Below are 26,252 nucleotides of genomic sequence, written 5' to 3'. Positions count from 1 at the left end.
TCGTCGCTTCTGGCGTCGATCGAGTGAGCGCTTCCGCGCCTGTTTCCGCAGCCCCGGCCGCTGCAACACCGATCTCCGCGGCGCCCGCCGCCGGATCGTCCGTGCGGCCCGTCTCGGCCACGCCCGGGTCGAGTACCGCGCGTGTTGCGGTTCCCGGGGCTGTCCGGGCGACCGCCGACGAGGTTTCTGCCTCGGCGCGCGCCGCCGCTCAGCCGACCGTCTACGGCTCCACGCCGCAGGCGGGCGACACCGAGCCGGCGAAGCCCGCGGACCCCGCGCCCGCTCCCGGCGACCCGAAGCCGAAGCCCGGCGAGCCGGACAAGGATCCCGGTTCCCCGGAGGAGCCCGAGCCGGGTCAGCCCGAACCTGGGCAGCCTGAACCTGGGCAGCCTGAACCGGCCAAGCCGGAACCGGGTCAGCCCGAGCCGGCCAAGCCTGTCTCTCCGCATCCCGCTCCGCCGAAGCCGGCGGATCCGGAGCCCGCCCAGCCCGAGCCGATCCGCCCGGCGCCGGTCGAGCCCCCCGCGCCGACCCCGGCGCCACCGGCTCCGATTCCGGCACCTGCTCCAAAGCCGGTACCCACCCCGGCGCCGCCCGGCCCCGTGCCGCCCGGCCCGACCCCACCCGGCCCGGTTCCGCCGGGTCCGGGGCCGAGTCCCGTACCGCCCGGTCCTGGTCCTGGTCCTGTGCCGCCCGGTCCTGGCCCGAGCCCGGTGCCGCCGGGTCCCGGTCCCAGCCCGGTGCCGCCGGGTCCCGGACCGAGCCCGGTGCCAGGCCCGGTTCCGCCGATCGTCCCGCCGCCCCCGATGATCGGGAACGGAAACGGGAACGGTCTGCCCAGCTACACCCTGCCGCCCAGCGCTGCCTCGGCAGGCCTGCCACCGGCCCCGCAGAGCACCCCTCGGGGAACGCCCTACCGTGGCTACCCGTCTTCGCCGGAGAACATCGAGATGACTCAGCCGGTTTCCACCGGAACCCCTTACGGCTCGCCGACCACCCCGGTCAGCCCCACTTCGGGCGGCGTGCCGCAGCAGCGCGGCCAGGCCGGCACGGTTTACAGCACCGGCGGCTATCCGGCGATCGACACGACGATGCCGGTCTCCATGGATCCGGTGGAGAACTCGGGTTCGCTGACCGGGCACATCCTGGCCCAGGGGTGGTACGACGCTCCGACCGAGCAGCGCCGCAGCAACTTCAAGGTGGTCGTTGCCATGCTCGTGGTGCTCGGCCTGCTGGTCACGGTGAGCTTGATTTTCGTGTTCACAGCGGGTGACGCCTTCACCGATTTCCTGGGGAACCTGACGTAACTGACGTAGGTCCGACAGTGGGCGAGGCCTCGGCGTTTTGGCGCCCGGGGCCTCGAACATTTAAACTGGCGAGGTTGCGCTCCGGGGTGAGTAGGCCCACTACCAGACCGGAATGCGGTCGGCGGTTCCAACGTTCACCCGTACACTGATGGTAGTTATTGACGCGGCGTGCCCACCCGGTGCACGCCACGGGCGTTCTTGCGGGCATTTCAGCGAGCGGTCCTCAGAGACCGCGGCGGGCCATTTCGCGAGCATGCGCCCCCGTAGAGAGGTTCTCTTGACCACTTTCGCTGATGCCAGCACGTTCCCGTCCGTCTTCGACAACAGCACCACCGAAAACGAGACCCCCGCGATCATCGAGGCCACCGAAGAGGTCGCTGCCGAGGTCGCCGAGACGGTCATCGAGACGATCGTCACTCCGGAGCCGATGAGCTTCGCCGACCTCGGTCTTCCTGCCGAGATCGTCCGCGTGCTGACCCGTGAGGGCATCACCACGCCGTTCGAGATCCAGGCCGCGACCGTGCCGGACGCGCTGGCCGGCCGGGACGTCCTGGGCCGTGGCCAGACCGGCTCCGGCAAGACCCTGGCCTTCGGCCTGCCGGTGCTCGCCCGCACCGCGAAGGGTGGCCGGGCCCGCCCGCACTACCCCAAGGCCCTGATCCTGGTGCCGACCCGTGAGCTGGCCATGCAGGTCGCCGACTCGCTGATGCCGGTGGGCCGTTCGGTCGGCGTCTTCCTGAAGACCGCGGTCGGCGGCGTGCCGTACGACCGTCAGATGGACGCTCTGCGCCGCGGCGTCGAGGTGATCGTCGCCACTCCGGGCCGGCTCGCCGACCTGATCGAGCGGGGCGCCTGCAAGCTCGACGACGTCGAGATCACGGTTCTCGACGAGGCCGACCAGATGGCCGACATGGGCTTCCTGCCCGAGGTCACCGACCTGCTGTCCAAGACCCCGGAGCACGCTCAGCGCCTGCTGTTCTCGGCCACGCTGGACGGCGACGTCGACACCCTGGTCAAGCGGTTCATGCACGACCCGGTGACGCACTCCACGGCTCCGGCCGAGGCGAGCGTGTCCACCATGGATCACCACATGCTGCTGATCCCGCCGGCGGACAAGTTCCCGATCACCTCGTGGATCGCCAACCGGGACGGCAAGAGCATCGTCTTCGCCCGGACCCAGATGGGTGTCGACCGGCTGGTCGAGCAGCTCGCGGCGGTCGGTGTCCGGGCCGGTGCCCTGCACGGCGGCAAGACTCAGCGGGTTCGTACCCGGACGCTCGCCGAGTTCAAGGAAGGCCGGACGAACGTCCTGGTCGCGACGGACGTGGCGGCTCGTGGCATCCACGTCGACGGCATCTCGCTGGTCCTGCACGTGGACCCGCCGAAGGACCCGAAGGACTACCTGCACCGTGCGGGTCGTACCGCGCGGGCCGGTGAGTCCGGCGCGGTGGTCACGCTGGTTCTGCCGAAGCAGCGCCGCACCACGCAGGCCATGCTGTCCCGGGCCGGTGTGAACCCGGGCGAGTTCCGGGTGCGTCTCGGCGACGAGAAGCTGGCCGAGGTCACCGGCGCCCGCGAGCCCAGCGGCATCCCGGTCATCGAGGAGCCGGAGCCGCGTCGTGAGCGGTCCGGTGGCTCGCGTGGCCGGTTCGGTGACCGTCCGCGTGGCGACCGCCCGCAGCGGTCGTACGGTGACCGTCCCCAGCGCGGCGGCTTCGGCGACCGTAACGAGCGTTCCTTCGGGGACCGCCCGCAGCGTTCGTTCGGTGACCGTCCGACGGGCGACCGTTCCTACGGTGACCGCCCGCAGCGCTCCTTCGGTGACCGCCCGGCCGGCGACCGTTCCTACGGTGACCGCCCGGCCGGCGACCGTTCCTACGGTGACCGTCCGGCGGGCGACCGTTCCTACGGTGACCGCCCGCAGCGCTCCTACGGCGACCGCCCCACGGGTGACCGTCCCACGGGTGACCGTCCCACGGGTGACCGTGCGTTCGGTGACCGCCCGCAGCGTTCGTTCGGCGACCGGCCGACCGGTCAGCGCCGGGACAGCCAGCGCAGCGACAGCCCCCGCGGCGACCGCCGTGAGGGCCCGGGCGGCCGTTTCGGCACGTCGTCCCGCCCCGCTCGTAGCTACTGATCAAAACGGGGAAGCCCCGGCCCGCTGAGCGGGCCGGGGCTTCGCCCTTTCCCGAGGGTCAGACCCTCTTCTTGATCCAGTTCACGCACTCTTTGTCGACGGTCTTGAACGGTTTGCCGAAGGCGGCCCGGGCGGCCGGGTCGAGGTCTTCGCCGCTGCGCATCACCCGGTTGATGAAGGCGAGCATCTGAGGTTCGCCGTACTGGGCGGTGAGGCAGCCGACCGCGAGGTGACCGGTGGCGTAGAGGGCGTCGACGGTGAGGTCGTCGGAATCGTCGTCGAGCGGTTCGACGGCGATCGTCTTGAGCGCGCCGCGCTGCCGTTGGGCCCGGCGCAGCACGTCGGCGCTGTAGGTGTTCTGCGGCTTGGCGGGAAGCATCCCGATGTATTCGGCGATGCCCTCGACCAGCCACTGGTGTTCGTCGGTGTCGATCGCGGCGTCCATGGTGACGGCGTGGGCGAACTCGTGTTGGAGGATCTCGGTGACATACCGATCGTTCTCGGGCATCACCTCGCCGGCCCTGAGAAGGATGTCGCCGTTGCCGGTGACGTTCAGCGGCAGGTAGTAGGCGATCGACCAGGCCGGGCGGTCACCCGTGTACCAGGTTTTCCACGCCTTGCCGTCGGCGATGTAGACGCGGTACCGGTCCTGCAGGCCGCCGGTGTACCCGGCATAGCGGTCGGCGACCACGGCGGCCTTCTCGGCGAGCGGGAGGATCCGCTTGATGTGCTTCGCGGTCGCCGCCGGCGCGGACACGATCACCCGCTTGCCCTTGACGACGGCCATCACGTCGTTTTCCCAGGGCGCCGGCTGGAGGTGGTTGGGCAGGCCGGTCCGGCCGATCCCGGTGATCACCCAGGAGCCGCCGCGAGGGGTCCAGGTCAGCAGGTAGGACAGCTTCGGTGCGCCTTGGTAGACCGAGTCGTGCCACTGGGCGCACCGGACGCCGCTGAAACAGTAGGCGAGTTTGATCGGTACCCGCAGCGAGGCGCCCTGCGCTGACGGCTCCCGATCCATCCGCTGCTTGACGATCTTGACCTCGATCGCCCGCATGTTGTGGAAGAGGGTCGTGTACCGCGCGTGCAGTTTCGGGTCGACCGGGGCGAGCCATCCTGGCAGGTCACCGACAACCAGCGCCTCGGCCTGCGCATCAAGCGCCTGCTTGATCTTGTCGGCCGGCCGTGACGGTGGGCTGGGTGAGGCGACCGCGGAGGCCGAGGGGGCGGGGCTGATCGAAGGGGTGGCGGTGGCGGCTTCGTCGCCGGTCGGCCGCAACACCACGATGCTGGAGACGAACACCAGCACCATGAAGGCGAGCCAGACACCCGGAGAGGGCCGGCTCGGCGACGTGAGATCTTGCATGGTCGGGATTCAACCATGCAGATTCGTTGCTCCCCAACGAATTGGCGCCGGTGGAGTCGCTGAGCCGGTCCGCGCGGCCGGGGAGTCCTAGATCTTGCTCTTGATCCAGGCCACGCACTCCTTGTCGACGGCCGGGAACGGTTTGCCGAAGACGGCGCGGGACGCCGAGTCGAGCTCCTCGCCGTACTGGAGCACCCGGTCGGCGAAGTCGAGCATCTTCGGTTCGCCGTACTTGGCGGCCATGCACCCGGCCGCGAAGTGCCCGGTCGCGTAGAGGGCGGCCGAATCGATGTCGTCGGACTCGTCGGTGAGCGGCGCCACCCGGATCGTCTTCAGGGGGCCGCGCTGGGAGCGCACGTAGCGCAGAACCTCCCGGCTGTAGCTGTTCTGCGGCTTGGCGGGCAGGTAACCGATGTACTCGGCGATGCCTTCGACGAGCCACAGGTCGTCGACCTTGTCGTCGTTGACCTGGGCGACCAGGGTCACCGCGTGGGCGAACTCATGCTGGATGACCTGGGCGACCACCCGGTCCTCCTCGGGCATGAGTTCGCTGGCCTTCAGGACGATGTCGCCGCCGGTGGAGTTCAGCGAGAAGTGGTAGGCCACCGCGTATTCCGAGTCCATGCCGCCGTACCAGGTGTCCCAGGCCTTGTTGTCGGCGATGAAGACGCGGTATTTCTTCTGCTGGTTGCCGCCGTAACCGGCGTAGCGGTCAGCGACCACGGCGGCCTTCTCGGCGAGCGGGAGGACCCGCTTGACGTATCTGGCGGTGGCGGCCGGGGCGGCCACGATCACCCGCTTGCCGTGGGCGAAGGTCATCGGGTCCTTCTCCCAGGGTGTCGGCTGCAGGTGGTTGAACCCGCGGAACTCCTCCAGCTTGGTGATCTTGTAGGAGCCCTCCAGGAGCTGCCAGGACGTCCGGTAGGCGAGCTTGGGAGCGCCCTCGTCGGTGGCGTCCTTCCAGGCGGGGCACACCACATCGCTGAAGCAGTAGGCGAGCTTGATGGAGACCGTGAGCATGTCGCTGTACGCGGTGGGCATGGCGTCCATCCGCTGCTCGGCGTGCGTGACCTCGAGCTCCCGCAAGTTCTGGAAGATCGTGGTGTACCGCGCCTGCAGTTTCGGGTCCACCGGGGCGAGCCACCCCGGCAGATCACCGCTGAGGAGCGCCGCGGACTGCGCGTCGAGGGCCTGCTCGATCAGGTCGACGGGACGCTGTGACGAGCTGGGCGTGGCGGAAGCGCCGGGTGACGGGGTGGCGGTGGCGGCTTCGTCGCCGGTCGGCCGCAACACCACGATGCTGGAGACGAACACCAGCACCATGAAGGCGAACCAGACACCCGGAGAGGGCCGGCTCGGCGACGTGAGATCCTGCATGGTCGGGATTCAACCATGCAGATTCATTGCTTCCCATCGGGATTTCCGTCGATGTGAGCTATCCCGGCCAGCCGCCGCCGTCGAGGAAGTCACGGAGGACCGCGGTGTAGGGCGCCAGGTCGAGGCCCTGGGCGGCGACCCAGTCGTCGGAGTAGTAGGTGTCGGCGTACCGCTCGCCGCCGTCGCAGATCAGCGTGACCACCGATCCGGTCCGGCCGGCTCCGAGCATCTCGGCGATCAGCCGGAACGCGCCCCACAGATTGGTGCCGGTGGAACCGCCGAGCCGCCGGCCCAGCACCTCCGAACCGGCCCGCATGGCGGCCAGGGAGGCCGCGTCCGGCACGTGGATCATCCGGTCCACCACCGAGGGCTGGAAGGACGGCTCGACGCGTGGCCGGCCGATCCCCTCGATGCGCGAGCCACGGCCGGTGACGATCGTGAAGTCGCCCGCGAGGTAAGCCTGCCAGAACGCTGACCCCTCAGGATCGACAACACAGATCTTGGTGTCCAGCCGTTGATACCGGGCGTACCTGCCGATGGTCGCGCTGGTCCCGCCGGTGCCGGCGCCGACCACGACCCAGGCCGGTACGGGGTGCCGCTCCAGCGCCATCTGGTTGTGGATCGACTCGGCGATGTTGTTGTTGCCGCGCCAGTCGGTGGCCCGCTCGGCGTACGTGAACTGGTCCATGAAGTGCCCGCCCAGGTCGGCCGCCAGCCGCCGGGCCTCCGGCACCACCTGGTTGGCGTCGCTCACCAGATGGCACTTGCCGCCCTGGAACTCGATCAGCGAGATCTTCTCCGGGCTGGTGGCGGCCGGCATCACCGCGATGAACGGCAGGCCGAGCATTCGCGCGAAATAGGCCTCGCTCACCGCCGTCGATCCTGACGACGCTTCCACGACCGTCGTGCTCGGACCGATCCAGCCATTGCACAGCGCATACAGGAAAAGCGACCGGGCCAGGCGATGTTTCAGTGAACCGGTGGGGTGCGACGACTCGTCCTTGAGGTACAGGTCGATGCCCCTCGCGGCGGGCAGCGGGAAGGGCAGCAGGTGGGTGTCGGCGGACCGGTTGGCGTCCGCCTCGACCAGCGCGATGGCGTCGCGGGCCCAGTCGCGGGCGGCGCGTTCACAGCGCCCGAAGTCGGTGATCTCCATTACGCGAGGCCCGGCTGCGGCCGGTTCTCCCACTTGGTGGACAGCGCGATAGCGGTCCGGGTCGATGCGACACCGGGAGTCCGGTTGATCCGCACGATCAGCTGCTCCAGTTCCGCGATGGTGCCGACACGCACGGTGAGCTGGTAAGACTCCACGCCCGCCATGAAATAGCAGCTCTCCACCTCGGGCATGGCGCGCACCGCGGCGAGCACGTCGTCGGTGTCGGCCCCCGAGTCCTCGATGATGCCGATCAGCGCGGTGACGCCCAGCCCGATCGCCTCATGGTCGATGTCGGCGCGGTAGCCGCGGATGGTCCCGGCGGTCTCGAGCTTACCGACTCGCTCGTGCACGGCGGGGGCGGAGAGCCCGACCTTGCGGGCGAGTTCGGCGTACGACGAGCGCGCGTTCTCTCGTAGCAGGTCGATCAGCCGGAGGTCGATGGAGTCCATGCTTGAAACCCTAATCGGGTGGCGCTCCCACCTTCACGCCCGGTAGCGGCGAATGGCGGGCAGGATAATGACCACTGTCGCAATCGGGGCTTTTTCCGCATTTCACGGACTTGCTTCAGGGGCGGTGCTCTAATGACTTTACGTCCAGATCGAGCACGCCGACACTCACCGTGACCACCGGCCGCTCCAGATACCGAACCGAGGAGGGGGTTGTGGACACTGGAGATCGTCTGCTGACACCGGGCGAGGTGGCCGCGTTGTTCCGCGTCGACCCCAAGACGGTCACGCGCTGGGCCGCCGCCGGCCGTATCGGCAGCATCCGGACTCCCGGTGGACACCGCCGATTCCGTGAGTCCGAAGTTCGCGCTCTGCTTGAGGGCGACGGCGTTATCGAGGAAATGCGCGAGGACGACGCCGCCAACAAGCCCCGGAACAACGGCCCCACCAATCCCGGGTCGGGCTTCGGCCCACCCAACGGCCTGCGCTAGGCGTTCCGCTCACCCAATTCGCCGGTCCATCTGCGAAAAAGAGTGTGGGGTACGCCGAGCGCGTCCATCACCTTGCCGGCAACGAAGTCGACCAACTGTTGTGCTGTCGCGCCGGCCCCGGACCCATAGAATCCGGGGCTGGCCGGCAGCACGACCGCTCCGGCGTCGTGCAGGGCGATCAGATGCTCAAGATGACTGCGGGTGACCGGGGTCTCCCGGGGCACGACGACCGTACGCCGTCGTTCCTTGAGGTTGACCTCGGCCGCCCGTTGCAGCAGATCCTTCGACAGCCCGATGGCGATCCCGGCACACGCTGCCGTGCTCGCCGGCACCACCGCCATGCCTTTCGCCGGGTACGAGCCGCTGCTCGGCCCGGCGGCCAGGTCTCCGGCCGGCCAGTAGGCCAGGTCGCCGAGGTCCCGGCCCAGCCAGGCGCTCACGTCGTCCTTCCAGTGCGCGTCCCGCACCGTCGCCCCGGTCTCGTCCAGCAGGGTCAGCCGGGCGGCCCGGGAGATCACCAGGTCGACGGACTCGCCGGCGTCCAGCAGAGCGGAGAGCACCGCCTTCGCGTACGGGGTGCCTGATGCTCCGGAGACGCCGACGATCCATGGTTCGCGCATGCACCAAGTGTGCTACTCGGCCTTGAGCTGGTTCGCCTCCGGCACCGCCTCATTGACCGGAATCCACGTCTTCGGGTCGTCGACGGAGAACATCACCGCGCCGTTGATCATCTTCTGTACCTCGGAGGGCGGTAGAGCGGTGCCGAACTCGAACCGGTACCGCCCGCCGAACACGTTCTTGCCCGGGCAGCCGTCCGGGCCGCATCGCACCCCGCCGCTGGTGTCCGGCAGCTTGTCCAGCCAGATGATGATCTCGTGCGCCTGGTCGCGGCCGCTCGCCAACTGCGCCCGCGCGTCCAGAAGAGGCACGATCCCCATCCCCCAGTAGCCGTCGGTGGCGGTGATCGACGCCAGCCGGTATCCGGCGGGCACATAGCGCAGCTTGTACGGCACCAGCATCGGCCGGGCCGCCGACATGGTGAACCCCTCGGCCACCTCCCGCAGTTCCGCCCGCGTCACGCCGTACGGATCCGGTGTGAGCACCGCGAGGGACCCGTCGTCGGCGTACTCCCAGGCGAGGGACTCGTTGTTCTCGTCGCGCATCGTGCTGACGGCGCTCTTGAAGAAGAACGCCGGCCTGCCCTTGATCGGGTCGGTGTCGACGCGCGCGGTGGCGGTCCGCCTGCCGACCGGATCGATACCCGGCTCGTAGACGGTCAGCCGGGCGCCGCTGAACTCGTTCTGGTTCGTCCGCGGGCCGAGCCGGGTCACGACGGCATCGGTGTACCCCAGGCCGACACTTGTCGGGTCCTCCACCCGGAACGTCGCCGTCTGGTACCCGGTGAATCGTCTGACCAGCGGAATCACCTCGCCACGGGCGGGAGTCGGCACGACGACGGCAGGTTTCGACTGGGCCGGGGCGGGGGTGGGCCCGGGTCCCGGGCCGCGCGTGAGGACCTGCGGCACGCCGATCGCGGCGGCGACCGCCACCACGGCGGCCAGGGCCCACCCGGCGTTGCGGCGGTGGACCCGGCGGCGGCCGGCGGCCACCACGTCGTCCACGTCGTAACGCGGCGGCGGAGCGTCGGACTTGGCGTCGCGCAGCATGTCAGGCAGCGGCTTCATGGCGGGCCTCCCACTCCGTGCCGAGGATCTTGCGGAGCGCGTCGAGACCCCGCGAGGTGTAGACCTTGACGGTGCCCTCGGGGCATTTCAGGGTGGCGGCGGTCTGCTGGACGCTGAGTCCTTCCAGGAACCGCAGCACCAGCACCGCCCGCTGCCGGGCCGGGAGGCCGTTCAGCGCCTGCCGCATCCGGAGCCGCTCGTCGACCGCCCCCGTGGCGTCGTCGGGCAGCGTCCGGTCCGGCATGGCGTGGCTGCGTGACTGTTCCCGCCGCCACCAGGGCCGGCGGGTCTCGTCGATGGCCGCCCGCACCACCGCGGTCCGCGCGTAGGCCTCCGGGTTGTCCACCCGGTTCCACTTGGCGTACAGCTTCGCCAGCGCCGTGAGGACGGCGTCCTCGGCCACCTGCCAGTCGCCGCAGGTGAGGTAGGCAAGCCCCCGTAACGCCTCCATCCGCGCGGCGACGAACTCGCGGAATTCGGCCTCTCTATCGCTCACGGGGGTTAGACGGAGACCGTTGTCTCCGGGGTTACACCAGGTACAGATCGATCAGCGCGAACAGGAACAGCGCGATGGCGATGAATCCGTTGGCGGTGAAGAACGCCCGGTTGACCTTGGACAGGTCGTTCGCGGTCACCACCACGTGCTGATAGACCAGGCCGGCGCCGGTGACCAGCAGGCCCGCCCACCAGGCCCAGGTGAAGCCGGCGAGCTGACCGAACCAGACGAACAGGGCGAAGCAGATCACGTGGGTGACCGTGGAGATGTGCAACGCGGTCCGCACGCCGAACCGCGCCGGGGTGGAGTGCACACCGATCTCGCGGTCCACGTCGACGTCCTGGCAGGCGTAGATGATGTCGAACCCGCCGATCCACAGGCCGACCGCGACGCCGAGCACCCACGCCGGCCAGGAGCCGCTGAACGTGCCGGTGACGGCCAGCCAGGCGCCGACCGGGGCGACGGCCTGGGCCAGCGCGAGCACGTAGTGCGGGAAGTTCGTGAACCGCTTCGCGTACGGGTAGATCACCAGCGGGATCACCGCGAGCGGCGAGAGGGCCAGGCAGAGCGGGTTCAGCAGCCCGGCCGCCACGATCATGATGGCCAGCGAGACGAGCGCGCCGGTCCACGCGGTGCGCAGGCTGACCGCGCCGGTGACCAGCTCCCGGTTCTTCGTCCGCGGGTTGAGCGCGTCGATCCTGCGGTCGAGGATCCGGTTGGCGGCCATGGCGAAGGTCCGCCCGGCCACCATCGCGATCGTGACCAGCACCAGATCGAGCCAGTGCTCCCCGACCGTGTCGTCCAGCGACTGGATGGCGGCCAGCGACGACAGGTAGGCGAACGGCAGCGCGAAGATCGAGTGCTCGATCATGACGAGCCGCAGGAAGGCCTTGACCTTCCCCGGCTCCGAGGCGACGGCTGTCACAGCCCGTATTCCTTCCACCGCTTGTCGACCAGCGAGACCACCTCGGGCGACATCTTCATCTCCTCCGGCCAGCCCCGGGTGTAGCCCTCGGTGACCAGCTTGCGGGTCGCGTCCACGCCCGCCTTGCCACCCCAGAACTGCTGGTAGGACGCGTGGTCCAGGTGGTCCACCGGGCCCTCGGTGAGCACCAGGTCCCGGGCGTAGTCGACGTTGCCGAACGCCCGGAACGCGACCTCGTTGTAGTCGTGGACGTCACAGTCCTCGTCGACCACCACGATCAGCTTGACCAGCGACATCAGGTGGGCGCCCCAGAGCGCGCTCATCACCTTCTGCGCGTGCTTCGGGTACCGCTTCTTGATCGACACGATGAGGCAGTTGTGGAAGACGCCGGCGGCCGGCATGTCGTAGTCGACGATGTCCGGGATCAGCAGCTTCGCCAGCGGCAGGAAGATCCGCTCGGTGGCCTTGCCCAGGCCGTGGTCCTCCTGGGGCGGCTGGGACGTGATGATCGAGTGGTAGATCGGCTTCTTCCGCATCGTCATGCACTCGATGTGCAGCACCGGGAACGGCTCGACCGGGGTGTAGTAGCCGGTGTGGTCGCCGAACGGACCCTCCGGCTGGCGCTCGCCGGGCTCCAGGTAACCCTCCAGCACGATCTGCGCCTCGGCCGGGACCTGCAGCGGGACGGTCAGGCAGTCGACCATCTCGATCCGCTCGCCCTTGAGGTAACCGGCGAACAGGTATTCGTCGATGTCTCCGGGCAGGGGCGCGCTCGCCGCGTACGACACCACGGGGTCGCAGCCGATGGCGACCGCGACCGGAAGGCGCTCGCCGCGCCGCTCCGCCACCGCGTGATGGGCGGTCGAGTCCTTGTGGATCTGCCAGTGCATGCCGAGGGTGTTCTTCGAGTGCTGCTGGAGGCGGTAGAGGCCGAGGTTGCGCTTGCCGGACTCCGGGTGCTTGGTGTGGGTCAGCCCGTAGTTGTGGAAGATGCCGCCGTCACCGGGCCAGATCTGCAGGCCGGGCAGCTTGTTCAGGTCGACGTCGTCGCCCTTGAGCACCACCTCCTGGCAGGGTGCGCCCTTCACCTTCTTCGGCGGCATGGACTTGAGCTGGAGCACCTTGCCGATGCCCTCCCGGATGCCGGACCAGCCGACCGGCAGCTCCGGCTTGATCATCGCGCCGATCCGCTCGCCGACCTCGTCCAGCCGGTCGACGCCGAGGGCCATCGCCATCCGCTTCTCGGTGCCGAACAGGTTGATCACCAGAGGCATCTCGCCGCGGGTCGGCCGCTCGAAGAGGAGCGCCGGTCCGCCGGCCCGCACCGTCCGGGTGACAATCTCGCTGATCTCCAGCGTCGGGTCCACCGGAACTTTGACTCGTCGCAGCTCACCGGCCGCCTCGAGGGCTGCGATGAAGCTCTGCAGATCGGCATAGGGGAATCCACGCGGCGCCATGACCCCCAGTCTGGCACCAAGCTCCGTCACTGGAGATCCGGGAGTCCCGTTGAGCGATTCGTGAAGCTGCGGAACGTGACCCGATGGTGCCTGCTGAGCGGTCTGGCCGTGGCCCTCGCCGGGGCGGCGCCCGCCGCCTCGTCGACCGCGGACGCTCTACCGGCCTGCACACCCGGCCGGGCATCGACCATGCCACCGACCGGGCCGGCCACCCTGGACAGCCCGCGCGCCTGCCGGTCCAGCGGTCCGGTGCTGGAGTCGGCCCGGACCTCGTTCACCCCGAGCGGCTACCACCACCTCGGCGCCGGGACCACCGGCGACTGGGGTGGCGTGTCCGGCCGGTTCTCGGTGGTGGACGGCTCGGTACGGCCACAGACCTACGACTTCCTGGTCGGCCGGCTGATGGCCAAACGGGACATGGGCGGCGGGCGGATCGTCTGGCTGGAGGCCGGCTGGGCGGAGACCGGCTGGGCCACCCCGGGCCGCCAGCACATCTACACGTTCGACACGAACACCAACCGGTGGCAGTTCTACGACCAGTACGCGGTGCGCCCCGGCGACCAGGTCTGGCTGGACATCGGCACCGACCGGACCGGGATGTGGCGGGCCTGGCTGTGGTGGAACAACCGGTGGAACCTGCTCACCCAGCAGCGGCTGCCGCTGGGCACCGCCGCCCGCATCGAGCAGTACGTCGAGGTGCACGTCGACGCCTCGCGCCAGACCAAGATCGACGTGCCCAAGGTGACCGTGGACAACGTGCAGTTGCGGCCGGCCGGCGGAGGACCGGCCCGGTACTGGCGCGAGGACGTCCCCACCGAGACCGCGGCGGGGATGCGCGGCGGTTTCTGCCTGAACTGGCTGACCCGTTACGACACCTGGACCGCCGGCGACTGCTGAGAACCTGGTTCTCAGCCCGCGTCGGCGTACGAGTGCAGGCCCTCGAAGAAGAGGTTGACGCCGAACAGGTTCATCAGCATCGTCAGGAAGCCGAGCATCGCGATCCAGGTCGCGGTGGTGCGCTTCACGCTCGGAGTGGCCCGGGCGTGCAGGTACGCGGCGTAGACGATCCAGGAGATGAACGCCCAGACCTCCTTGGGGTCCCAGCCCCAGTACCGCCCCCAGGACGCCTCGGCCCACAGCGGCCCGGCGATCAGCGCGCCGAACGTGAACAGCGGGAACGCGAACGCGTGCAGCCGGAAGGTGAGCCGCTCCAGGGTGCCGGCGTCACCGACCCGCTTGCCGAGCGTGTACGGGAATCCGCGCTTGCCGGCGTCCCACCCGTTCTTGATCAGGAACATCGCGGCCGGCACCACACCGACCAGCAGGATCCCGGACGAGATGATGATCGTCGAGACGTGGAAGACGTACCAGTACGAGTTCAGCGCGGGGACCAGCGGGCCGACCGGGGTGTAGGCGATCAGGGCGGCCGCGCCGAGCAGCACCACCAGGGTGAGCGAGGCGAACAGGCCCAGGTGCCGGACGGCCGGCTTGCGCAGCAGCACACCGGCCCAGACCGCGGAGCCGATCAGCGCGGTGGACAGGATGTACTCGTACATGTTGCCCCACGGCATCCGGTCCGCGGCGATGCCGCGGGTGACCGTGGTGCCCAGGTGCAGGACGAGCGCGACCAGGTTGAGAGCGACGGCGACCCGGCCGATGAGCGGATCCCTGCCCTCGGCCGGCGCCGCGGCCTCCTCCTGGCTCGCGACCGGCGGGCCGCCGGCGCCGACCAGCTCCCGGGTGGCCGCCTTGCCGATGTGGCTGCGCTTGCCGAACGCGTACTCCCCCGCGTAGCAGACCATGGCGGCCAGGTAGGCCAGCACGGTCAGCGCCATAAGCTGATTGGACAACTCCGCCATCAGGGCGTCCCTTCCTTGATATGGCGGGTGAGCGCCGCGAACTCCTCGCCGAAAGCTGAATAGTCGGTGCGCGGGAGGCCACCGGCTTCGATCACGCTACCGCTCCCGGCCGGGGTGACCCGGAACCAGACCCGGCGCCGGTGCACCGACAGCGACAGCATCAGCCCCGCCAGCCCGAGCACCGCCCCCACCAGCATCACGCCCTGCGTCGGGTCGTGCCGGATGGAGATCGTGGCGAACCGCCGGATGCCGGCGAACTCCAGGGCGCTGCCGTCGTCCAGGGTCCACTTCTCGCCCGGGCGCAGCACGTACGGCCGCTCGCCACTGATCTTCTTCAGGTCGCCGTCGGCGATCTGCTGGCGGTCCAGGGCGTACACCGAACCGGGTGTGCCGACGTCCAGGCCCAGGTCACCGCGGTAGGCGGCCAGGTAGAGCACCGGATTGTCGGCGGCCGGGAACTTCGACACTGCGCTGCCGTCGGTGCCGCCGGTCGGCAGGAAGACCCCCTCGAAACCCATCTGCAGCGCCGGGTCGCGCTTGCCGGTCGCCGGGTCGATGTTGACATCCGGGAACTGGACGACGCCCTCGCTGGTCAGCATGCCGTCGGTGGGCAGGAACGGGACGACCTTGGTCTGCTCGGCGCCGTACCGGTCGGTGAACTTCAGCACCGGCGCGTAGCCCTGGCCGAGCAGGTAGACGTTCGCCCCGGCCAGCCGCAGCGGGTCGTTGACGGTGAACGTCCGGCTCCGGTACTCCCCACCGTCCTCGCTGACACCGACGCTCGCCTGGAACGACTTCGGCACACCGGTGCTCTGGTAGGTGGCGTCGAACTTCGTCATCCGCAGGCAGAAGTCCGGCAGGTCGGAGGCGTCCACCCAGGGGCCGAGCACGGACTCGTCGTGCTGCGTGATGACGTTGCAGAACCCCTGGTCGGTGCCCTCGACGAGAAGACGGTTGCCGTGCCAGCCGTACCAGTGCCCGAACCCGACACCGACCAGCACCGCCAGCATGGCGAAGTGGAAGAGCAGGTTACCGGTCTCCTTGAGGTAGCCCTTCTCGGCCGCGATCGTCCACCCGTCGGGCGTCTCCCGCAGCCGGGTGCGCCAGCGACGGCGGCGCAGCAGTCTCGCCACCTCCGCGGCCGCTGCCGCGGGCTCCTCCGGGCGCTGCGGTCCGCTGTCATGGTGCGGCAGGCGGTCCAACCGCTGAGGAGCTTTCGGCGGTACGGTCGTCAGCGCCCGGACGTGATCGCGCAGGCGGGGCAGGACGCACCCGATCAGCGAGGCGAACAGCAGCAGGTAGATCGCCGCGAACCACGGTGACGAGTAGACGTCGAAGGCGAAGAACCGGTCCAGCTGCGGCGCCAGTTTCGGATGCGCGGCGAAGTACTCGGCGACGTTCTCCCGGTTCACGCCGCGCTGCGGGAAGATCGAGCCGGGCACCGCGGCCACCGCGAGCAGGAAGAGCAGGATCAGCGCCGTACGCATGCTGGTCAGCTGCCGCCACGAGTTGCGCAGCAGCGCCCACACCGGGTTGCCCCGGCGCGGCGGTGGCGCGTCGGACGTGGCCGGCCGGTCCTCGACGACTGTCACAGCAGCGTCTCCTGGTTGAAGTCGAACGTGGTCATCAGCCAGACCAGGAAGTGGTCCCAGGCCCCGGTGACCAGGACCAGCCCGACCACGATGAGCAGCCCGCCCCCGATCCGGGTCACCCACCGGCTGTTGCGCCGGATCGCGGTGAAGACGCCGAGCAGCCTGCGGAAGAAGAGCCCGAACAGGATGAACGGGATGCCGAGCCCGAGGCTGAAGACGACCGCGAGCAGGGCCGCCCGGTCCGCTTGACCGGTGGTGGTGGCCAGGCCGATCACACCGCCCAGGGTGGGACCCACACAGGGCGTCCAGGAGACCGCGAAGATCGCGCCGAAGACTGGGGCGCCGAGCAACCCGGCCGAGGGCAGTCTCGTGATCCGAGCCTGCCGCTGGAAGCCGGGGATCCAGCCCAGGTAGCCCACGCCCAGCACGATGATCAGCACACCGAGCGCGATGTTGAGCTCACGCCGGTGGCTGTAGAGCGTGAAGAAGGTAGTGGTCGCCAGCACCATCATGGTGAAGACGACAGTGAAGCCGAGCACGAAGAGAACGGTCCCGGCCAGGATCCGGCTCCGGACTGCCCAGGTCCGCGTCGTGGTGCTGACCGGGGCCCTGCCGGACCCGATCTCCAGGTCGGAACCGGCCAGCCCGGTGACGTAGGACAGGTAGCCTGGCAGCAGCGGCAACACGCACGGCGACAGGACGCTGACCAGCCCGGCCAGCAGGGCCGCGCCGATCGCCAGCAGCATCGGCCCGTCGGTGACGGCGCCCACGAACGCGTCGCCCATCAGCCCTTCGCCTCCGCCGCGATCCTCTCGACCAGGGGTTGCAGCTCGTCGGCGGTGGTGGCCCGGCGGATCGCGGCGGCGATGCGCCCCTCCCGGTCCAGGATCAGGGTGCTCGGGATCGAGCTCTGCGTGACGTCGAACTTCAGGCCGACCCGGCCCTCGAAGTCGTACAGGCTCTGGTAGGTGATCTGGTACGCCCGCTCGAACGCCTTCGCCGAGTCCTTGTCGTCCCGGGTGTCGACGCCGAGGAACGTCACGTCCCTGGCTTTGGTGGCCTGGTAGGTCTTCTCCAGGTCGTCGGCCTCGGCCCGGCACGGCGCGCACCAGGAGCCCCAGAAGTTGACCACGACGACCTTGCCGCGGTCCGCCTTCAGCTCGTACGTGCCGCCGCCGAGCAGTTCCCCGGTGACGTCCTCGACCAGCGGGCGCTGCGCGGCCTCGCACTCCACCACCAGGTTGGTGGTGGTGCACTTCTTCGCCCAGTTCTCCTCGCCGCCGCAGCCGCTCAGGACCCCGGCGGTGAGGACCGCGGCCACGGTGGCGGCGGCGAGGCGGCGCATCAGGCCCCCTTGGCGGTCTTGGCCGTCGCTGACATGGCGACCAGGTGGGCGGCGGGCTCGGAGTAGTCGATGCCGACCACCTTGGAGCCCTCGAACCGGAACGAGGTCAGGCTGGCGAGACCGCATTCCCGTCGTCTCGGATCGTGCCAGAGACGCTTGCCCTCGACGTAGCGGCGCAGTGTCCAGATGGGCAGCTGGTGCGAGACGCAGACCGCCTCGTGGCCCTCGGCGGCGACCCGGGCGGCCTGCACGGCGGCGAACATCCGCTGCGCGATCACCAGGTACGCCTCGCCCCAGGAGGGGGTGATCGGGTCACGCAGCACCCACCAGTGCCGTGGGTTGCTGAACGCTCCGTCGCCGACCGAGACCTTCTTGCCCTCGAAGTAGTTCGCGCTCTCGATCAGCCGGATGTCGGTGGCGATGTCCAGCCTGAACTCGGCGGCGAACGGCGCGGCCGTCTCCTGCGCGCGTTCCAGCGGGCTCGCCACCACGTGCGTGATGTCCCGGCCGGCCAGCACCTCGGTGGCCGCTTTCGCCATCTGGTGGCCCAGCTCGGAGAGGTGGAAGTCGGGCAGCCGGCCGTACAGGATCTGGGCGGGGTTGAAGACCTCGCCGTGCCGGAGGACGTGCACGGTGGTCTTGGTCGGTTCGGACAAGGTCAGGCCCCCGCGGCGGCTCGGGCCGCGAGCGGCGCCGCCGCGGCGATCTGTTCCAGGGCTGCGTCGTCGATCGCCGTCGAGACGAACCACGACTCGAAGGCGCTCGGCGGCAGGTAGACGCCGTTGGCCAGCATGGTGTGGAAGAACGCCTTGAACGCGGCCGGGTTCTGCGTCTTCGCGGAGTCGTAGTCGACGACCTCGTCGCCGGTGAAGAAGATCGAGAACATGTTCCCGGCGTACTGCAGGCGGTGCGTCACGCCCGCGGCGCTGAGCGCGTCGGAGCAGAGCGACCCGATCGTGCCGGCCAGCTCGTCCAGCCTCTTGTAGGTGGCCGCGTCGGCCAGCCGCAGTGACGCGAGACCGGCGGCGCAGGCCAGCGGGTTCCCGGAGAGGGTGCCGGCCTGGTAGACCGGGCCGGCCGGGGCGAGCCGGGACATGATCTCCCGGCGGCCGCCGAACGCCGCGGCGGGCAGGCCGCCGCCCATCACCTTGCCGAAGGTGAACAGGTCGGCGTCGACCGGGTGCAGACCCGCCCAGCCGCCCGCGGAGACCCGGAAGCCGGTCATCACCTCGTCGACGATCAGCAGCGCGCCGTGCCGGTGGGCGATCTCGGCGAGGCCTTCGTTGAAGCCGTCGCGCGGGGTGACCACGCCCATGTTGCCGGGCGCCGCCTCGGTGATGATCGCGGCGATCTCCGCGCCCTGCTCGGCGAAGGCGGCCTCGACGGCGGCGACGTCGTTGTACGGCAGGACGATGGTCTCGCTGGCCGCCGCGCCGGTGACGCCGGGCGAGTCGGGCAGGCCGAGCGTGGCCACGCCGGAGCCGGCCGCGGCCAGCAGCGCGTCCACGTGCCCGTGGTAGCACCCGGCGAACTTCACGATCTTCGACCGGCCGGTGTAGCCCCGGGCCAGGCGGATCGCGGTCATGGTCGCCTCGGTGCCGGAGTTGACCAGCCGGACCTCGTCGATCGAGGTGCGGCGGACGATCTCCTCGGCCAGATCCACCTCGCCCGCGGTGGGGGTGCCGAAGCTGGTGCCCAGGGCCGCGGCCCGCTGCACCGCCTCGATCACCTCGGGGTGCGCGTGCCCGTGGATCAGCGGGCCCCAGGAGCAGACCAGGTCGACGTAACGCCGCCCGTCCACGTCGGTGAGCCAGGGACCGGAGCCCGAGGCCATGAACCGGGGCGTGCCGCCGACGGCGCGGAACGCACGCACAGGTGAATTGACCCCGCCGGGCACGATGGCCTGGGCGCGGTCGAACAGAGCCTGGGAGACCGGGGCGTCCTCCGGGTACGGAAGCTCCGCGGCGGGATATGTGGTGGTCACAGCAGACCCCATTCTGTCAGCGGCATGGAACGAGTATTGCGAGAGGGTTCTTCACGTCGCCGGATGATGTCCCTCAAGCGCCCGGTCTGACCGCGCCGGACGGGCTGATTCGCCCCGAAGAGGATAGGCTGACCGGCGTGGAGCGACCCGAGCTGTCCATCACGGTTCAGCGCGCACCCGACGAGGTTGTCATTCAGCTCGCCGGGGAGATCGACGTGCTCACGGTCGCCGAGCTGTCCACGGTCGTGAACGAGTTGCTCGCCGATGACCAGCCGCATCGCATCGTGCTGGACATGGCGGGCGTGACTTTCTGCGACTCGCAGGGCCTCGGCACGCTGGTGGTGCTCAGCCGTAAGGCGCAGCACGCGCAGGTGGTTCTGGCGCTGTCGAACGTCGGCGATTTCCTCATGCGTGTGCTGGACATCACCGGGCTGCGCTCGGCCCTGATGATCAGCAGCCACAGCTGAATCCCCCGCTTTCAGGGTGCGGATTCCGGGCGCGGAGGACGGCCGAATCCAACACACAGGAAGTGGAAAAACCCCCAGCTGATTCACAGCTGGGGGCTTGTGGACAAGCCTGTGGATAACTTCAGCGGAAGTTGCCGGTGAGCGTCGGCGCCGCCCCGCCCTCGGTCGTTCCCGCCGCGGTGTAGGAGTCCCCGTTCGCGTCCCGGCCACCCTTGGCATGGGTGTACCGGGCGTAGAACGTGTATGTGCCCGGCTCCAGGGTGTCGCCGGACGAGAGCACGAAACGCCAGACGACGGCGCCCTGCTCCTCGACTACCGCGCTGTTCACGCTGGCGCCCGGCACCTGCTGACTGCCGCCGCGGGCCACGAAGTCGGCGGTCCGGGCGACCCGGATCGTCACCTCCAGCGCGGTGAGCCGCTCCCGGGTCGTCACCGTCACGACGCTGCTGGCCTGCGACTCGCCGTCCGGGGCGACCGAGCCGTCCGCCCACAGCGCGGTGCTCACGGTGGCCGGGCCGCTGGTGCCGGTGGTGCCGACGGTGGCGGAGGGGGACACGGACCGGCTGGGCGATCGGGAAGCCTTGGGTGGCTTGCTGGGGGTGCTGCTCGGCGTACCGCTCGGGCTGGTGGGCCCGGTGGAAGGCGGACCGCTCGGGATCGGCTCGACGGTGACCACCACCGGGGGTGCTGTGGGGCCGGGTTGCGGTTCGCCGTCACCGGCGACCGCCCATTGAGCGAAGCCGCCACCGCCGAGGACCGCCGCCACCGCGACGGCGGCGCCGGTGATCCGCAGCCGCGGTGACCGGCGCTGCTCGACGTGGTTGCGCATCGCGGTCTGCGTGATGCGGTCGAGCATCGCCTCACGGTCCGGACGGTGCACCGCCGCCTCGGCGCGCAGTGCCGCGCGCAGCTCTGATTCGATGAGCGTCATCGCGCCGCCTCCCAACCGTTGAGTCGTGCCAGTGCGACACTGCTGCCGCCGAGTAGTTCCGCGAGTTGCCGGGCGCCGCGTGACGTCGCGCTCTTCACCGCGCCCACCGAGATGCCGAGTGCCGTGGCGACCTCCTTCTCGGAGAGGTCGAAGGCGTACCGGAGGACCACACAGGCCCGCCGCCGGTGCGGCAGCCGCGCCAGCGCGCTGCGCACGTCCACCACCGCGGGGGTGTCCGGATCCAGCACCCGGCGGATGATCGGGTCCAGGGAGAGCAGCCGCTCGCGTTTCTTCCGCCGGACCCAGTTGCGGGCCAGGTTCATCAGGATGCCGTGCCCGTAGGCGACCGGGTCCTCCGCCGCCACCACGCGTTCCCAGTGCCGCCACACCTCGGTCAGCGCATCGGCCGCCAGATCGTCGGCGGCGTCGTGCTCACCGGTCATCAGGTACGCCAGACGCGACATCGAATCGTGATGGCGCTCGAAGTACTCGCGGAACGCGGCGTCGCGCATCGGCATCCTCGGGTTGTGCCGGGGCCGTGGCCGCCGGGAGGACGCTCCCGGCGGCCACGGTCGATCACTTGAAGGTGATGTCGGACTCGTTGTAGATGCAGTTCACGCCGTCCGGGCCGGTGCCGATCTTGGTCGGCTCCTTGCCGGAGTCGTTGCCGGTGAACTTGACGCAGATGTCCAGGCTCTTCTTGCCGACCACGGTCACGCCGGAGATCCGGGCCGTGTCGCCGAAGTTGGCGTTGATGCCGACCAGGCTGCCGGCCGGGGCGGTGGCGACCACGTTCTGCACCACGACCGCGCGCTTGTGCTGGGTGGAGCAGTTGCCGCACGAGCGGTACAGCTTGCCGAAGTCGGAGACCTGGAAGTTCTTGATGGTCAGGGTGCCGCCGCCGTTGTGCTGGAAGACCTTGTCGTCCGCGCCCTTGGCGCCGCCGCCGTCGATCGTGTAGGTGGCCGAGGCGCCGCCCTTGAAGGTCGCCGCGTCCTCACCGACGTTCTCCCACCACACGTTGATCAGCGTGCAGGAGCCGGAGCAGTGGATGCCGTCCGCGGCCGGGGCGCCGAGGATGACGTTCTTCAGCACCGCGCCGTCGGCCAGCTTGAACAGCGGGTCCTGGCCCTCGGCCTGGCCGTCGCCGCCCAGCGCGCCGCTGCCGAAGTAGCGGGCGTTGCCGCCGTCCACGGTGCCGGAGACGGGAATGGTCGCGGTGACCGGCTTCTCGCTGGTGGCCTTGGGCCAGGCGGCGGACGAGCTGGTCGCGGTCGGGGTGGCGGTCGCCGTCTTGGTCGCCGTCGGGGTCGCCGTGGCGGTCTTGGTCGCCGTCGGGGTCGCGGTCGCCGAAGCGGTCGCCGTCTTGGTGGCGGTCGGGGTCGCCGTGGCCGTCTTGGTGGCCGTCGGGGTCGCGGTCGCCGAGGTGGCCGAGCCGCCGCCCAGCGGGTTCACCGCGACGTCGTCGAACTCCGCCGAGGCGTAGCTGGTGATCAGGCCGATGCGGCCGGCGCCGGCGAGCGAGCCGGTGCCCGAGGCGACCTTGGCGCCGTCGACCCAGCCGGTGACGGTGTTGCCCGAGACGTCGACCTTCAGGGTGTGCCACGAGGTCGGGTTGCCGACCGCGGCGGAGCCGAGGCTGGTGATCGTGCTGCCCTTGACCACCTGGAGCTCGGCCTTGCCGGCCGAGGTCAGCGCGAGCCGGTACATCGTGGAGGAACCGCTGGCCCGGGCCGCGACACCGGCCAGGCCCTTGCTGAGGTCGAGACCCTTGACCTTCGCCTCGACCGAGTAGTTGGTCCAGCTCGTCTCACCGGCGAAGACCCGGGCGAGCTCGCTGTCGGCCTTGGCCTGCTGGTAGACCTTGGATCCGTCGGAGACGACGGACCAGGTGCCCCCGGACTTGGACCAGTTGCTCGCGCCGCTCTCGAAGTCGTCGCTGAACAGGGTGGCGGCCGAAGCCGAGGGAACGAGGATGGCGACCAGCGCGGTGACGGCGCCGGCCGCACCGGCCGCGCCGAGACCCACGACCAGACGACGGCGCCGCCGGCTCGGGGTCGCGCTGGGCATTGCGTGCCGCATGTTGCTCCTACTCAGGGGATGAGGCCACCGTCGGGGACGGCGGGCGTCGCATGATCAAAGCGATCACGCCCCGGTAGTGGTGCGGCTGCCCGGCAAAGTTGTTCGTAGTGACCCACGTCACATGCGGTTCACCGGGAGGGCGAGGTCAGTCCCCCCAGCGGGCCTTCTCCAGCAGATCGAGCGCCTCGGCGGCGGCCTTGTCGCCGCCGGCACGCAGCACCCGGGCCGCCTCGTCGATCGTCCCGGTGAGCCGCTGCCACTGCGCCTCGCGCTCCCGGTACGCCTCGGTCTGGGCCTTGAGCTGCTGATTCTTGGTCCACAGCTCGACGAAGATGGAGACCTTGGCGCGGAGCACCCACGGGTCGAACGGCTTGGTCAGGTAATCGACGGCGCCCACCGCGTACCCCCGGAGGGCGAGCTGGGCGTCCCGGTCGGCGGCGGTGAGGAAGAGGATCGGCACGTGCCGGGTCCGCTCCCGCCGCTTGATGTGACTGGCCGTCTCGAAACCGTCCATGTTGGGCATGTGCGCGTCCAGCAGGATCACCGCGAAGTCGTCGGTGAGCAGCTGCTTGAGCGCGGCCTCGCCGCTCTCCACGGCGACCGGCGTCACCGGCAGACCCTGCAGGATCGCCTCCAGGGCCAGCAGATTGTCCCGCCGGTCGTCGACCAGCAGCGCCTTGGCGCGCTCACCCACTCGTACTCACCTCACCCAACAGTCGTGTCCGGTCAGCCGTGGTCCGGCCCGGTGGTCCCCTCCTGGTTTACCCAGCGGTCCATCAGTTCGATCAACTCATCCAGATCGACCGGTTTCGTGATGTAGTCACTGGCTCCGGCGGCGAGAGCCGACTCCCGGTCACCCGGCATCGCCTTCGCCGTCAGGAAGACTACCGGCAGGTCCCGGAAACGCTGATTTCGGCGAATCCCGCGGGTCGTCTCGTAGCCGTCCTGGTCGGGCATCATCGCGTCCATCAGCACGATGTCGATCTCCGGGTGCTCGGCCAGGATCCGAACCCCGTCCACCCCGTTGTCCGAGTACAGCACGTGGAGTCCATGCATCTCGAGGGCACTGGTCAGGGCGAAGACGTTACGCACGTCGTCGTCGACGATCAGCACCGTGACCCCCTCCAGTTTCCGGGCGGCCGCGCTGGGTGCGGGCTTCTCCTCGACCCGCGGCGGCATCTCCATCAGCGGCAGCCCCAGCGAGGCGGCCGGCCGCACCGAGACGGCCTTGGCCGGCACCGACGGCAGCACCGGCATCGGGATCGCGTCCGGCGTCAGCGCCTCCGGCATGAAGAGCGTGAAGGTGGAACCCTCCCCCGGCTCCGAGGACACCGCGATGGTGCCGCCGAGCAGGGCGGCGAACTCGCGGCTGATCGACAGTCCCAGGCCGGTGCCGCCGTACTTGCGGGTGGTGGTGCCGTCAGCCTGCTGGAACGGCTCGAAGATGATCGCGAGCTTCTCGTCCGAGATGCCGATGCCGGTGTCGGTGACGGCGAACGCCACCACCTGCTGCGCCGAATGCAGCGACGGCGGCGCGTCCACGCCGGCGTCCAGCGAGGTCGGGAAGATGCTCAGTGTCACCGAGCCGCTGTCGGTGAACTTGACCGCGTTCGACAGCAGGTTGCGCAGGATCTGCTGGAGCCGCTGCGGGTCGGTGACCAGCGAGTCCGGCAGTTCGGGCGCCACGTCCACCCGGAAGTCCAGGCCCTTGACCTCGGCCTGCGGGACGAACGCCTGCTCGACGTAGCTGCGGATGCCGTCGAAGTCGACCACGTCCGGCTCCACGTCCATCCGGCCGGCCTCGATCTTGGACAGGTCGAGGATGTCGTCGATGAGCGACAGCAGGTCCGAGCCGGCACTGTGGATGGTGCGGGCGAACTCGATCTGCTTGCTCGTCAGGTTCTGCTCGGTGTTGTCGGCCAGCAGCCGGGCCAGCAGCAACAGCGAGTTCAGCGGGGTCCGCAGCTCGTGGCTCATGTTGGCGAGGAACTCGGACTTGTACGTGTTCGCCCGCGACAGCTGCTGCGCCTTCTCCTCCAGGCCGAGCCGGGCCAGCTCGATCTCCCGGTTCTTCAGCTCGATGTTCGCCTTCTGCTCGCTGAGCAGCTTGGCCTTGTCCTCCAGTTCGGCGTTGGTGCGCTGCAACTCGGCCGACTGGTCCTGCATCTCCCGGGCCAGCCGCTGCGACTGGGCGAGCAGCTGCTCGGTCCGCCGGTTGGCCTGGATGGTGTTGAGCGCGACCCCGATCGTGGCGACCAGCCGCTCCAGGAACGTCAGGTGCAACCCGGAGAAGGCGGCCACCGACGCGAACTCGATCACGCCGAGCATCTCGCCCTCGAACAGCACCGGCAGCACCACCATGTCGTTCGGCGGCATGGCCAGCAGGCCGGAGCGCATGGTCAGTATCCCGTCGTGGGTGGCCCGTACCCGGATCGTGCGGCGGGACACCGCGGCCTGACCGACCAGTCCCTCACCCGGGCCGAAGATCACCTCGTGGTCGCGGGCGACGTAGCCGTACGCCGCGGCCAGCCGCAGCCGGGTCACCGCCTCGGAGTTGTCGACCAGGAAGAACGCGCCGAGCTGGGCGTCCACCAGGGGCGTCACCTCGGTCATGATCATGCGGCAGACCTCGCCGACGTCCCGCTGGCCCTGGAGCAGGCCACCGATCCGGGCCAGGTTCGAGTCGAGCCAGCCCTGCTCCGCGTTCGTCTTGGTGGTGTCGCGGAGCGTGACGATCATCTGGTTGATGTTGTCCTTGAGCTCCGCCACCTCGCCCTGCGCCTCGACGGCGACGCTCTGGGTCAGATCGCCGCGGGTCACGGCGGTGGACACCTCGGCGATCGCGCGCAGCTGGATGGTCAGGGTGGAGGCGAGCTGGTTCACGTTGTCGGTGAGGTCGCGCCACGTACCCGAAACGCCCTTGACCTGCGCCTGGCCGCCAAGCTTGCCCTCGGAACCGACCTCCCGCGCGACACGCGTCACCTCGTCGGCGAACGACGAGAGTTGGTCCACCATCGTGTTCACGGTGTTCTTCAGCTCGAGGATCTCACCGCGCGCGTCGACCGTGATCTTCTGGCCGAGGTCGCCCTTCGCGACCGCGGTGGAGACCTGCGCGATGTTGCGGACCTGACTGGTCAGGTTGGACGCCATGT

25 protein-coding genes are annotated in these 26,252 nt (G+C 69.8%); 5 read left to right on the top strand and 20 right to left on the bottom strand.

Annotated elements, in window-relative coordinates; translation table 11 throughout:
* The first annotated feature begins 950 nt into the window (after positions 1-950).
* Both Aut01nite_RS23540 and Aut01nite_RS23535 read left to right on the top strand, forming a co-directional pair.
* Positions 951-1,307, top strand: coding sequence for a hypothetical protein (locus Aut01nite_RS23540; RefSeq protein WP_152628496.1), 357 nt, complete (start codon positions 951-953; stop codon positions 1,305-1,307).
* A 277-nt stretch (positions 1,308-1,584) separates the two neighbouring features.
* Positions 1,585-3,444 carry a DEAD/DEAH box helicase gene (locus Aut01nite_RS23535; protein WP_043522822.1) on the top strand — a complete coding sequence of 620 codons (1,860 nt, stop codon included), beginning with the start codon at positions 1,585-1,587 and terminating at the stop codon, positions 3,442-3,444.
* 58 nt (positions 3,445-3,502) lie between these two features.
* On the opposite strand, the gene Aut01nite_RS23530 is transcribed toward Aut01nite_RS23535, so the two are convergent.
* From Aut01nite_RS23530 to Aut01nite_RS23515, 4 genes are all read right to left on the bottom strand, one after another.
* Positions 3,503-4,807, bottom strand: a complete 1,305-nt coding sequence (locus Aut01nite_RS23530; RefSeq protein ID WP_043522823.1) for a hypothetical protein — start codon at positions 4,805-4,807, stop codon at positions 3,503-3,505.
* An 87-nt stretch (positions 4,808-4,894) separates the two neighbouring features.
* Positions 4,895-6,184 carry a gluzincin family metallopeptidase gene (locus Aut01nite_RS23525; RefSeq protein WP_043522824.1) on the bottom strand — a complete coding sequence of 430 codons (1,290 nt, stop codon included), beginning with the start codon at positions 6,182-6,184 and terminating at the stop codon, positions 4,895-4,897.
* Positions 6,185-6,242: 58 nt separating this feature from the next.
* Positions 6,243-7,340 carry an L-cysteine desulfhydrase Cds1 gene (cds1, locus tag Aut01nite_RS23520; protein ID WP_173476638.1) on the bottom strand — a complete coding sequence of 366 codons (1,098 nt, stop codon included), beginning with the start codon at positions 7,338-7,340 and terminating at the stop codon, positions 6,243-6,245.
* Positions 7,340-7,789: an Lrp/AsnC family transcriptional regulator gene (locus tag Aut01nite_RS23515; protein WP_043522825.1), complete on the bottom strand. Its 450-nt coding sequence runs from the start codon at positions 7,787-7,789 to the stop codon at positions 7,340-7,342. The genes cds1 and Aut01nite_RS23515 overlap by 1 nt, the downstream gene beginning before the upstream one ends.
* Positions 7,790-8,001: 212 nt before the next feature.
* On the opposite strand from Aut01nite_RS23515, the gene Aut01nite_RS23510 reads away from it, so the two are divergent.
* On the top strand, positions 8,002-8,277 hold the full coding sequence (locus Aut01nite_RS23510; protein WP_043522826.1) for a BldC family transcriptional regulator: 276 nt from the start codon (positions 8,002-8,004) through the stop codon (positions 8,275-8,277).
* Here the strand turns inward: Aut01nite_RS23510 and Aut01nite_RS23505 are convergent.
* The 5 genes from Aut01nite_RS23505 to Aut01nite_RS23485 are packed head-to-tail and all read right to left on the bottom strand — an operon-like array spanning position 8,274 to position 12,840.
* Entirely contained in the window at positions 8,274-8,897 is a 624-nt protein-coding gene (locus Aut01nite_RS23505) for a UbiX family flavin prenyltransferase (RefSeq protein WP_043522827.1), read from the bottom strand. The two genes, Aut01nite_RS23510 and Aut01nite_RS23505, sit on opposite strands and share 4 nt — an antisense overlap.
* A gap of 12 nt (positions 8,898-8,909) precedes the next feature.
* Entirely contained in the window at positions 8,910-9,962 is a 1,053-nt protein-coding gene (locus tag Aut01nite_RS23500) for a hypothetical protein (protein WP_152628497.1), read from the bottom strand.
* Complete coding sequence (locus tag Aut01nite_RS23495; protein WP_043522829.1) at positions 9,946-10,458, bottom strand: SigE family RNA polymerase sigma factor; 513 nt, start codon at positions 10,456-10,458, stop codon at positions 9,946-9,948. The genes Aut01nite_RS23500 and Aut01nite_RS23495 overlap by 17 nt, the downstream gene beginning before the upstream one ends.
* Before the next feature lie 31 nt (positions 10,459-10,489).
* On the bottom strand, positions 10,490-11,392 hold the full coding sequence (gene mqnP / locus Aut01nite_RS23490; protein ID WP_268871683.1) for a menaquinone biosynthesis prenyltransferase MqnP: 903 nt from the start codon (positions 11,390-11,392) through the stop codon (positions 10,490-10,492).
* Positions 11,380-12,840: a menaquinone biosynthesis decarboxylase gene (locus Aut01nite_RS23485; protein WP_043522831.1), complete on the bottom strand. Its 1,461-nt coding sequence runs from the start codon at positions 12,838-12,840 to the stop codon at positions 11,380-11,382. The genes mqnP and Aut01nite_RS23485 overlap by 13 nt, the downstream gene beginning before the upstream one ends.
* Before the next feature lie 60 nt (positions 12,841-12,900).
* On the opposite strand from Aut01nite_RS23485, the gene Aut01nite_RS23480 reads away from it, so the two are divergent.
* Positions 12,901-13,737 (top strand): hypothetical protein, encoded by an 837-nt coding sequence (locus Aut01nite_RS23480; protein WP_239124613.1) that lies wholly within the window; start codon positions 12,901-12,903, stop codon positions 13,735-13,737.
* An 11-nt stretch (positions 13,738-13,748) separates the two neighbouring features.
* On the opposite strand, the gene ccsB is transcribed toward Aut01nite_RS23480, so the two are convergent.
* From ccsB to hemL, 6 genes are read right to left on the bottom strand one after another with little or no spacing between them, the layout of a single operon-like run.
* Positions 13,749-14,699, bottom strand: coding sequence for a c-type cytochrome biogenesis protein CcsB (ccsB, locus tag Aut01nite_RS23475; protein WP_043522832.1), 951 nt, complete (start codon positions 14,697-14,699; stop codon positions 13,749-13,751).
* Positions 14,699-16,291, bottom strand: coding sequence for a cytochrome c biogenesis protein ResB (gene resB, locus Aut01nite_RS23470; RefSeq protein WP_043522833.1), 1,593 nt, complete (start codon positions 16,289-16,291; stop codon positions 14,699-14,701). The genes ccsB and resB overlap by 1 nt, the downstream gene beginning before the upstream one ends.
* Complete coding sequence (locus tag Aut01nite_RS23465) at positions 16,288-17,076, bottom strand: cytochrome c biogenesis CcdA family protein (RefSeq protein ID WP_043522834.1); 789 nt, start codon at positions 17,074-17,076, stop codon at positions 16,288-16,290. Before Aut01nite_RS23465 ends, resB begins: the two co-directional genes overlap by 4 nt.
* Positions 17,076-17,636, bottom strand: a complete 561-nt coding sequence (locus Aut01nite_RS23460) for a TlpA disulfide reductase family protein (protein WP_043522835.1) — start codon at positions 17,634-17,636, stop codon at positions 17,076-17,078. Before Aut01nite_RS23460 ends, Aut01nite_RS23465 begins: the two co-directional genes overlap by 1 nt.
* Positions 17,636-18,292 (bottom strand): histidine phosphatase family protein, encoded by a 657-nt coding sequence (locus tag Aut01nite_RS23455; protein ID WP_043522836.1) that lies wholly within the window; start codon positions 18,290-18,292, stop codon positions 17,636-17,638. Before Aut01nite_RS23455 ends, Aut01nite_RS23460 begins: the two co-directional genes overlap by 1 nt.
* Positions 18,293-18,294: 2 nt before the next feature.
* Entirely contained in the window at positions 18,295-19,632 is a 1,338-nt protein-coding gene (hemL, locus tag Aut01nite_RS23450; protein WP_152628498.1) for a glutamate-1-semialdehyde 2,1-aminomutase, read from the bottom strand.
* A 125-nt stretch (positions 19,633-19,757) separates the two neighbouring features.
* Between hemL and Aut01nite_RS23445 the strand changes: the two genes are divergently transcribed.
* A complete protein-coding gene (locus Aut01nite_RS23445; RefSeq protein ID WP_043522839.1) occupies positions 19,758-20,087 on the top strand; it encodes an STAS domain-containing protein in 330 nt (109 codons plus the stop codon).
* 121 nt (positions 20,088-20,208) lie between these two features.
* On the opposite strand, the gene Aut01nite_RS23440 is transcribed toward Aut01nite_RS23445, so the two are convergent.
* From Aut01nite_RS23440 to Aut01nite_RS23420, 5 genes are all read right to left on the bottom strand, one after another.
* A complete protein-coding gene (locus tag Aut01nite_RS23440) occupies positions 20,209-21,018 on the bottom strand; it encodes a hypothetical protein (protein WP_052163238.1) in 810 nt (269 codons plus the stop codon).
* On the bottom strand, positions 21,015-21,530 hold the full coding sequence (locus Aut01nite_RS23435) for a SigE family RNA polymerase sigma factor (protein WP_063958710.1): 516 nt from the start codon (positions 21,528-21,530) through the stop codon (positions 21,015-21,017). Before Aut01nite_RS23435 ends, Aut01nite_RS23440 begins: the two co-directional genes overlap by 4 nt.
* A gap of 64 nt (positions 21,531-21,594) precedes the next feature.
* A complete protein-coding gene (locus Aut01nite_RS23430; RefSeq protein ID WP_043522840.1) occupies positions 21,595-23,100 on the bottom strand; it encodes a pectate lyase in 1,506 nt (501 codons plus the stop codon).
* 145 nt (positions 23,101-23,245) lie between these two features.
* The gene (locus Aut01nite_RS23425) at positions 23,246-23,794 is read right to left on the bottom strand and encodes a response regulator (protein WP_043522842.1); all 549 of its coding nucleotides are present in this window, start codon (positions 23,792-23,794) and stop codon (positions 23,246-23,248) included.
* A 32-nt stretch (positions 23,795-23,826) separates the two neighbouring features.
* Positions 23,827-26,252 (bottom strand): hybrid sensor histidine kinase/response regulator (locus Aut01nite_RS23420; protein ID WP_204037660.1); only part of this gene is annotated, 2,426 nt, incomplete at its 5' end.

It is taken from the genome of Actinoplanes utahensis (assembly GCF_016862455.1).
GTDB classification, from domain to species: Bacteria; Actinomycetota; Actinomycetes; order Mycobacteriales; family Micromonosporaceae; genus Actinoplanes; species Actinoplanes utahensis.
The sequence above is the reverse complement of the archived record's forward strand: the minus strand, read 5'-3'. Positions and strand labels throughout refer to the sequence as shown.

Coding starts and splice junctions, on each gene's coding strand:
- Aut01nite_RS23540 (WP_152628496.1), top strand. CDS start 951: ATGACTCAGCCGGTTTCCACCGGAACCCCTTACGGCTCGCCGACCACC.
- Aut01nite_RS23530 (WP_043522823.1), bottom strand. CDS start 4,807: ATGCAAGATCTCACGTCGCCGAGCCGGCCCTCTCCGGGTGTCTGGCTC.
- Aut01nite_RS23525 (WP_043522824.1), bottom strand. CDS start 6,184: ATGCAGGATCTCACGTCGCCGAGCCGGCCCTCTCCGGGTGTCTGGTTC.
- cds1 (WP_173476638.1), bottom strand. CDS start 7,340: ATGGAGATCACCGACTTCGGGCGCTGTGAACGCGCCGCCCGCGACTGG.
- Aut01nite_RS23515 (WP_043522825.1), bottom strand. CDS start 7,789: ATGGACTCCATCGACCTCCGGCTGATCGACCTGCTACGAGAGAACGCG.
- Aut01nite_RS23505 (WP_043522827.1), bottom strand. CDS start 8,897: ATGCGCGAACCATGGATCGTCGGCGTCTCCGGAGCATCAGGCACCCCG.
- Aut01nite_RS23500 (WP_152628497.1), bottom strand. CDS start 9,962: ATGAAGCCGCTGCCTGACATGCTGCGCGACGCCAAGTCCGACGCTCCG.
- Aut01nite_RS23485 (WP_043522831.1), bottom strand. CDS start 12,840: ATGGCGCCGCGTGGATTCCCCTATGCCGATCTGCAGAGCTTCATCGCA.
- ccsB (WP_043522832.1), bottom strand. CDS start 14,699: ATGGCGGAGTTGTCCAATCAGCTTATGGCGCTGACCGTGCTGGCCTAC.
- Aut01nite_RS23465 (WP_043522834.1), bottom strand. CDS start 17,076: ATGGGCGACGCGTTCGTGGGCGCCGTCACCGACGGGCCGATGCTGCTG.
- Aut01nite_RS23460 (WP_043522835.1), bottom strand. CDS start 17,636: ATGCGCCGCCTCGCCGCCGCCACCGTGGCCGCGGTCCTCACCGCCGGG.
- hemL (WP_152628498.1), bottom strand. CDS start 19,632: ATGGGGTCTGCTGTGACCACCACATATCCCGCCGCGGAGCTTCCGTAC.
- Aut01nite_RS23440 (WP_052163238.1), bottom strand. CDS start 21,018: ATGACGCTCATCGAATCAGAGCTGCGCGCGGCACTGCGCGCCGAGGCG.
- Aut01nite_RS23435 (WP_063958710.1), bottom strand. CDS start 21,530: ATGCGCGACGCCGCGTTCCGCGAGTACTTCGAGCGCCATCACGATTCG.
- Aut01nite_RS23430 (WP_043522840.1), bottom strand. CDS start 23,100: ATGCGGCACGCAATGCCCAGCGCGACCCCGAGCCGGCGGCGCCGTCGT.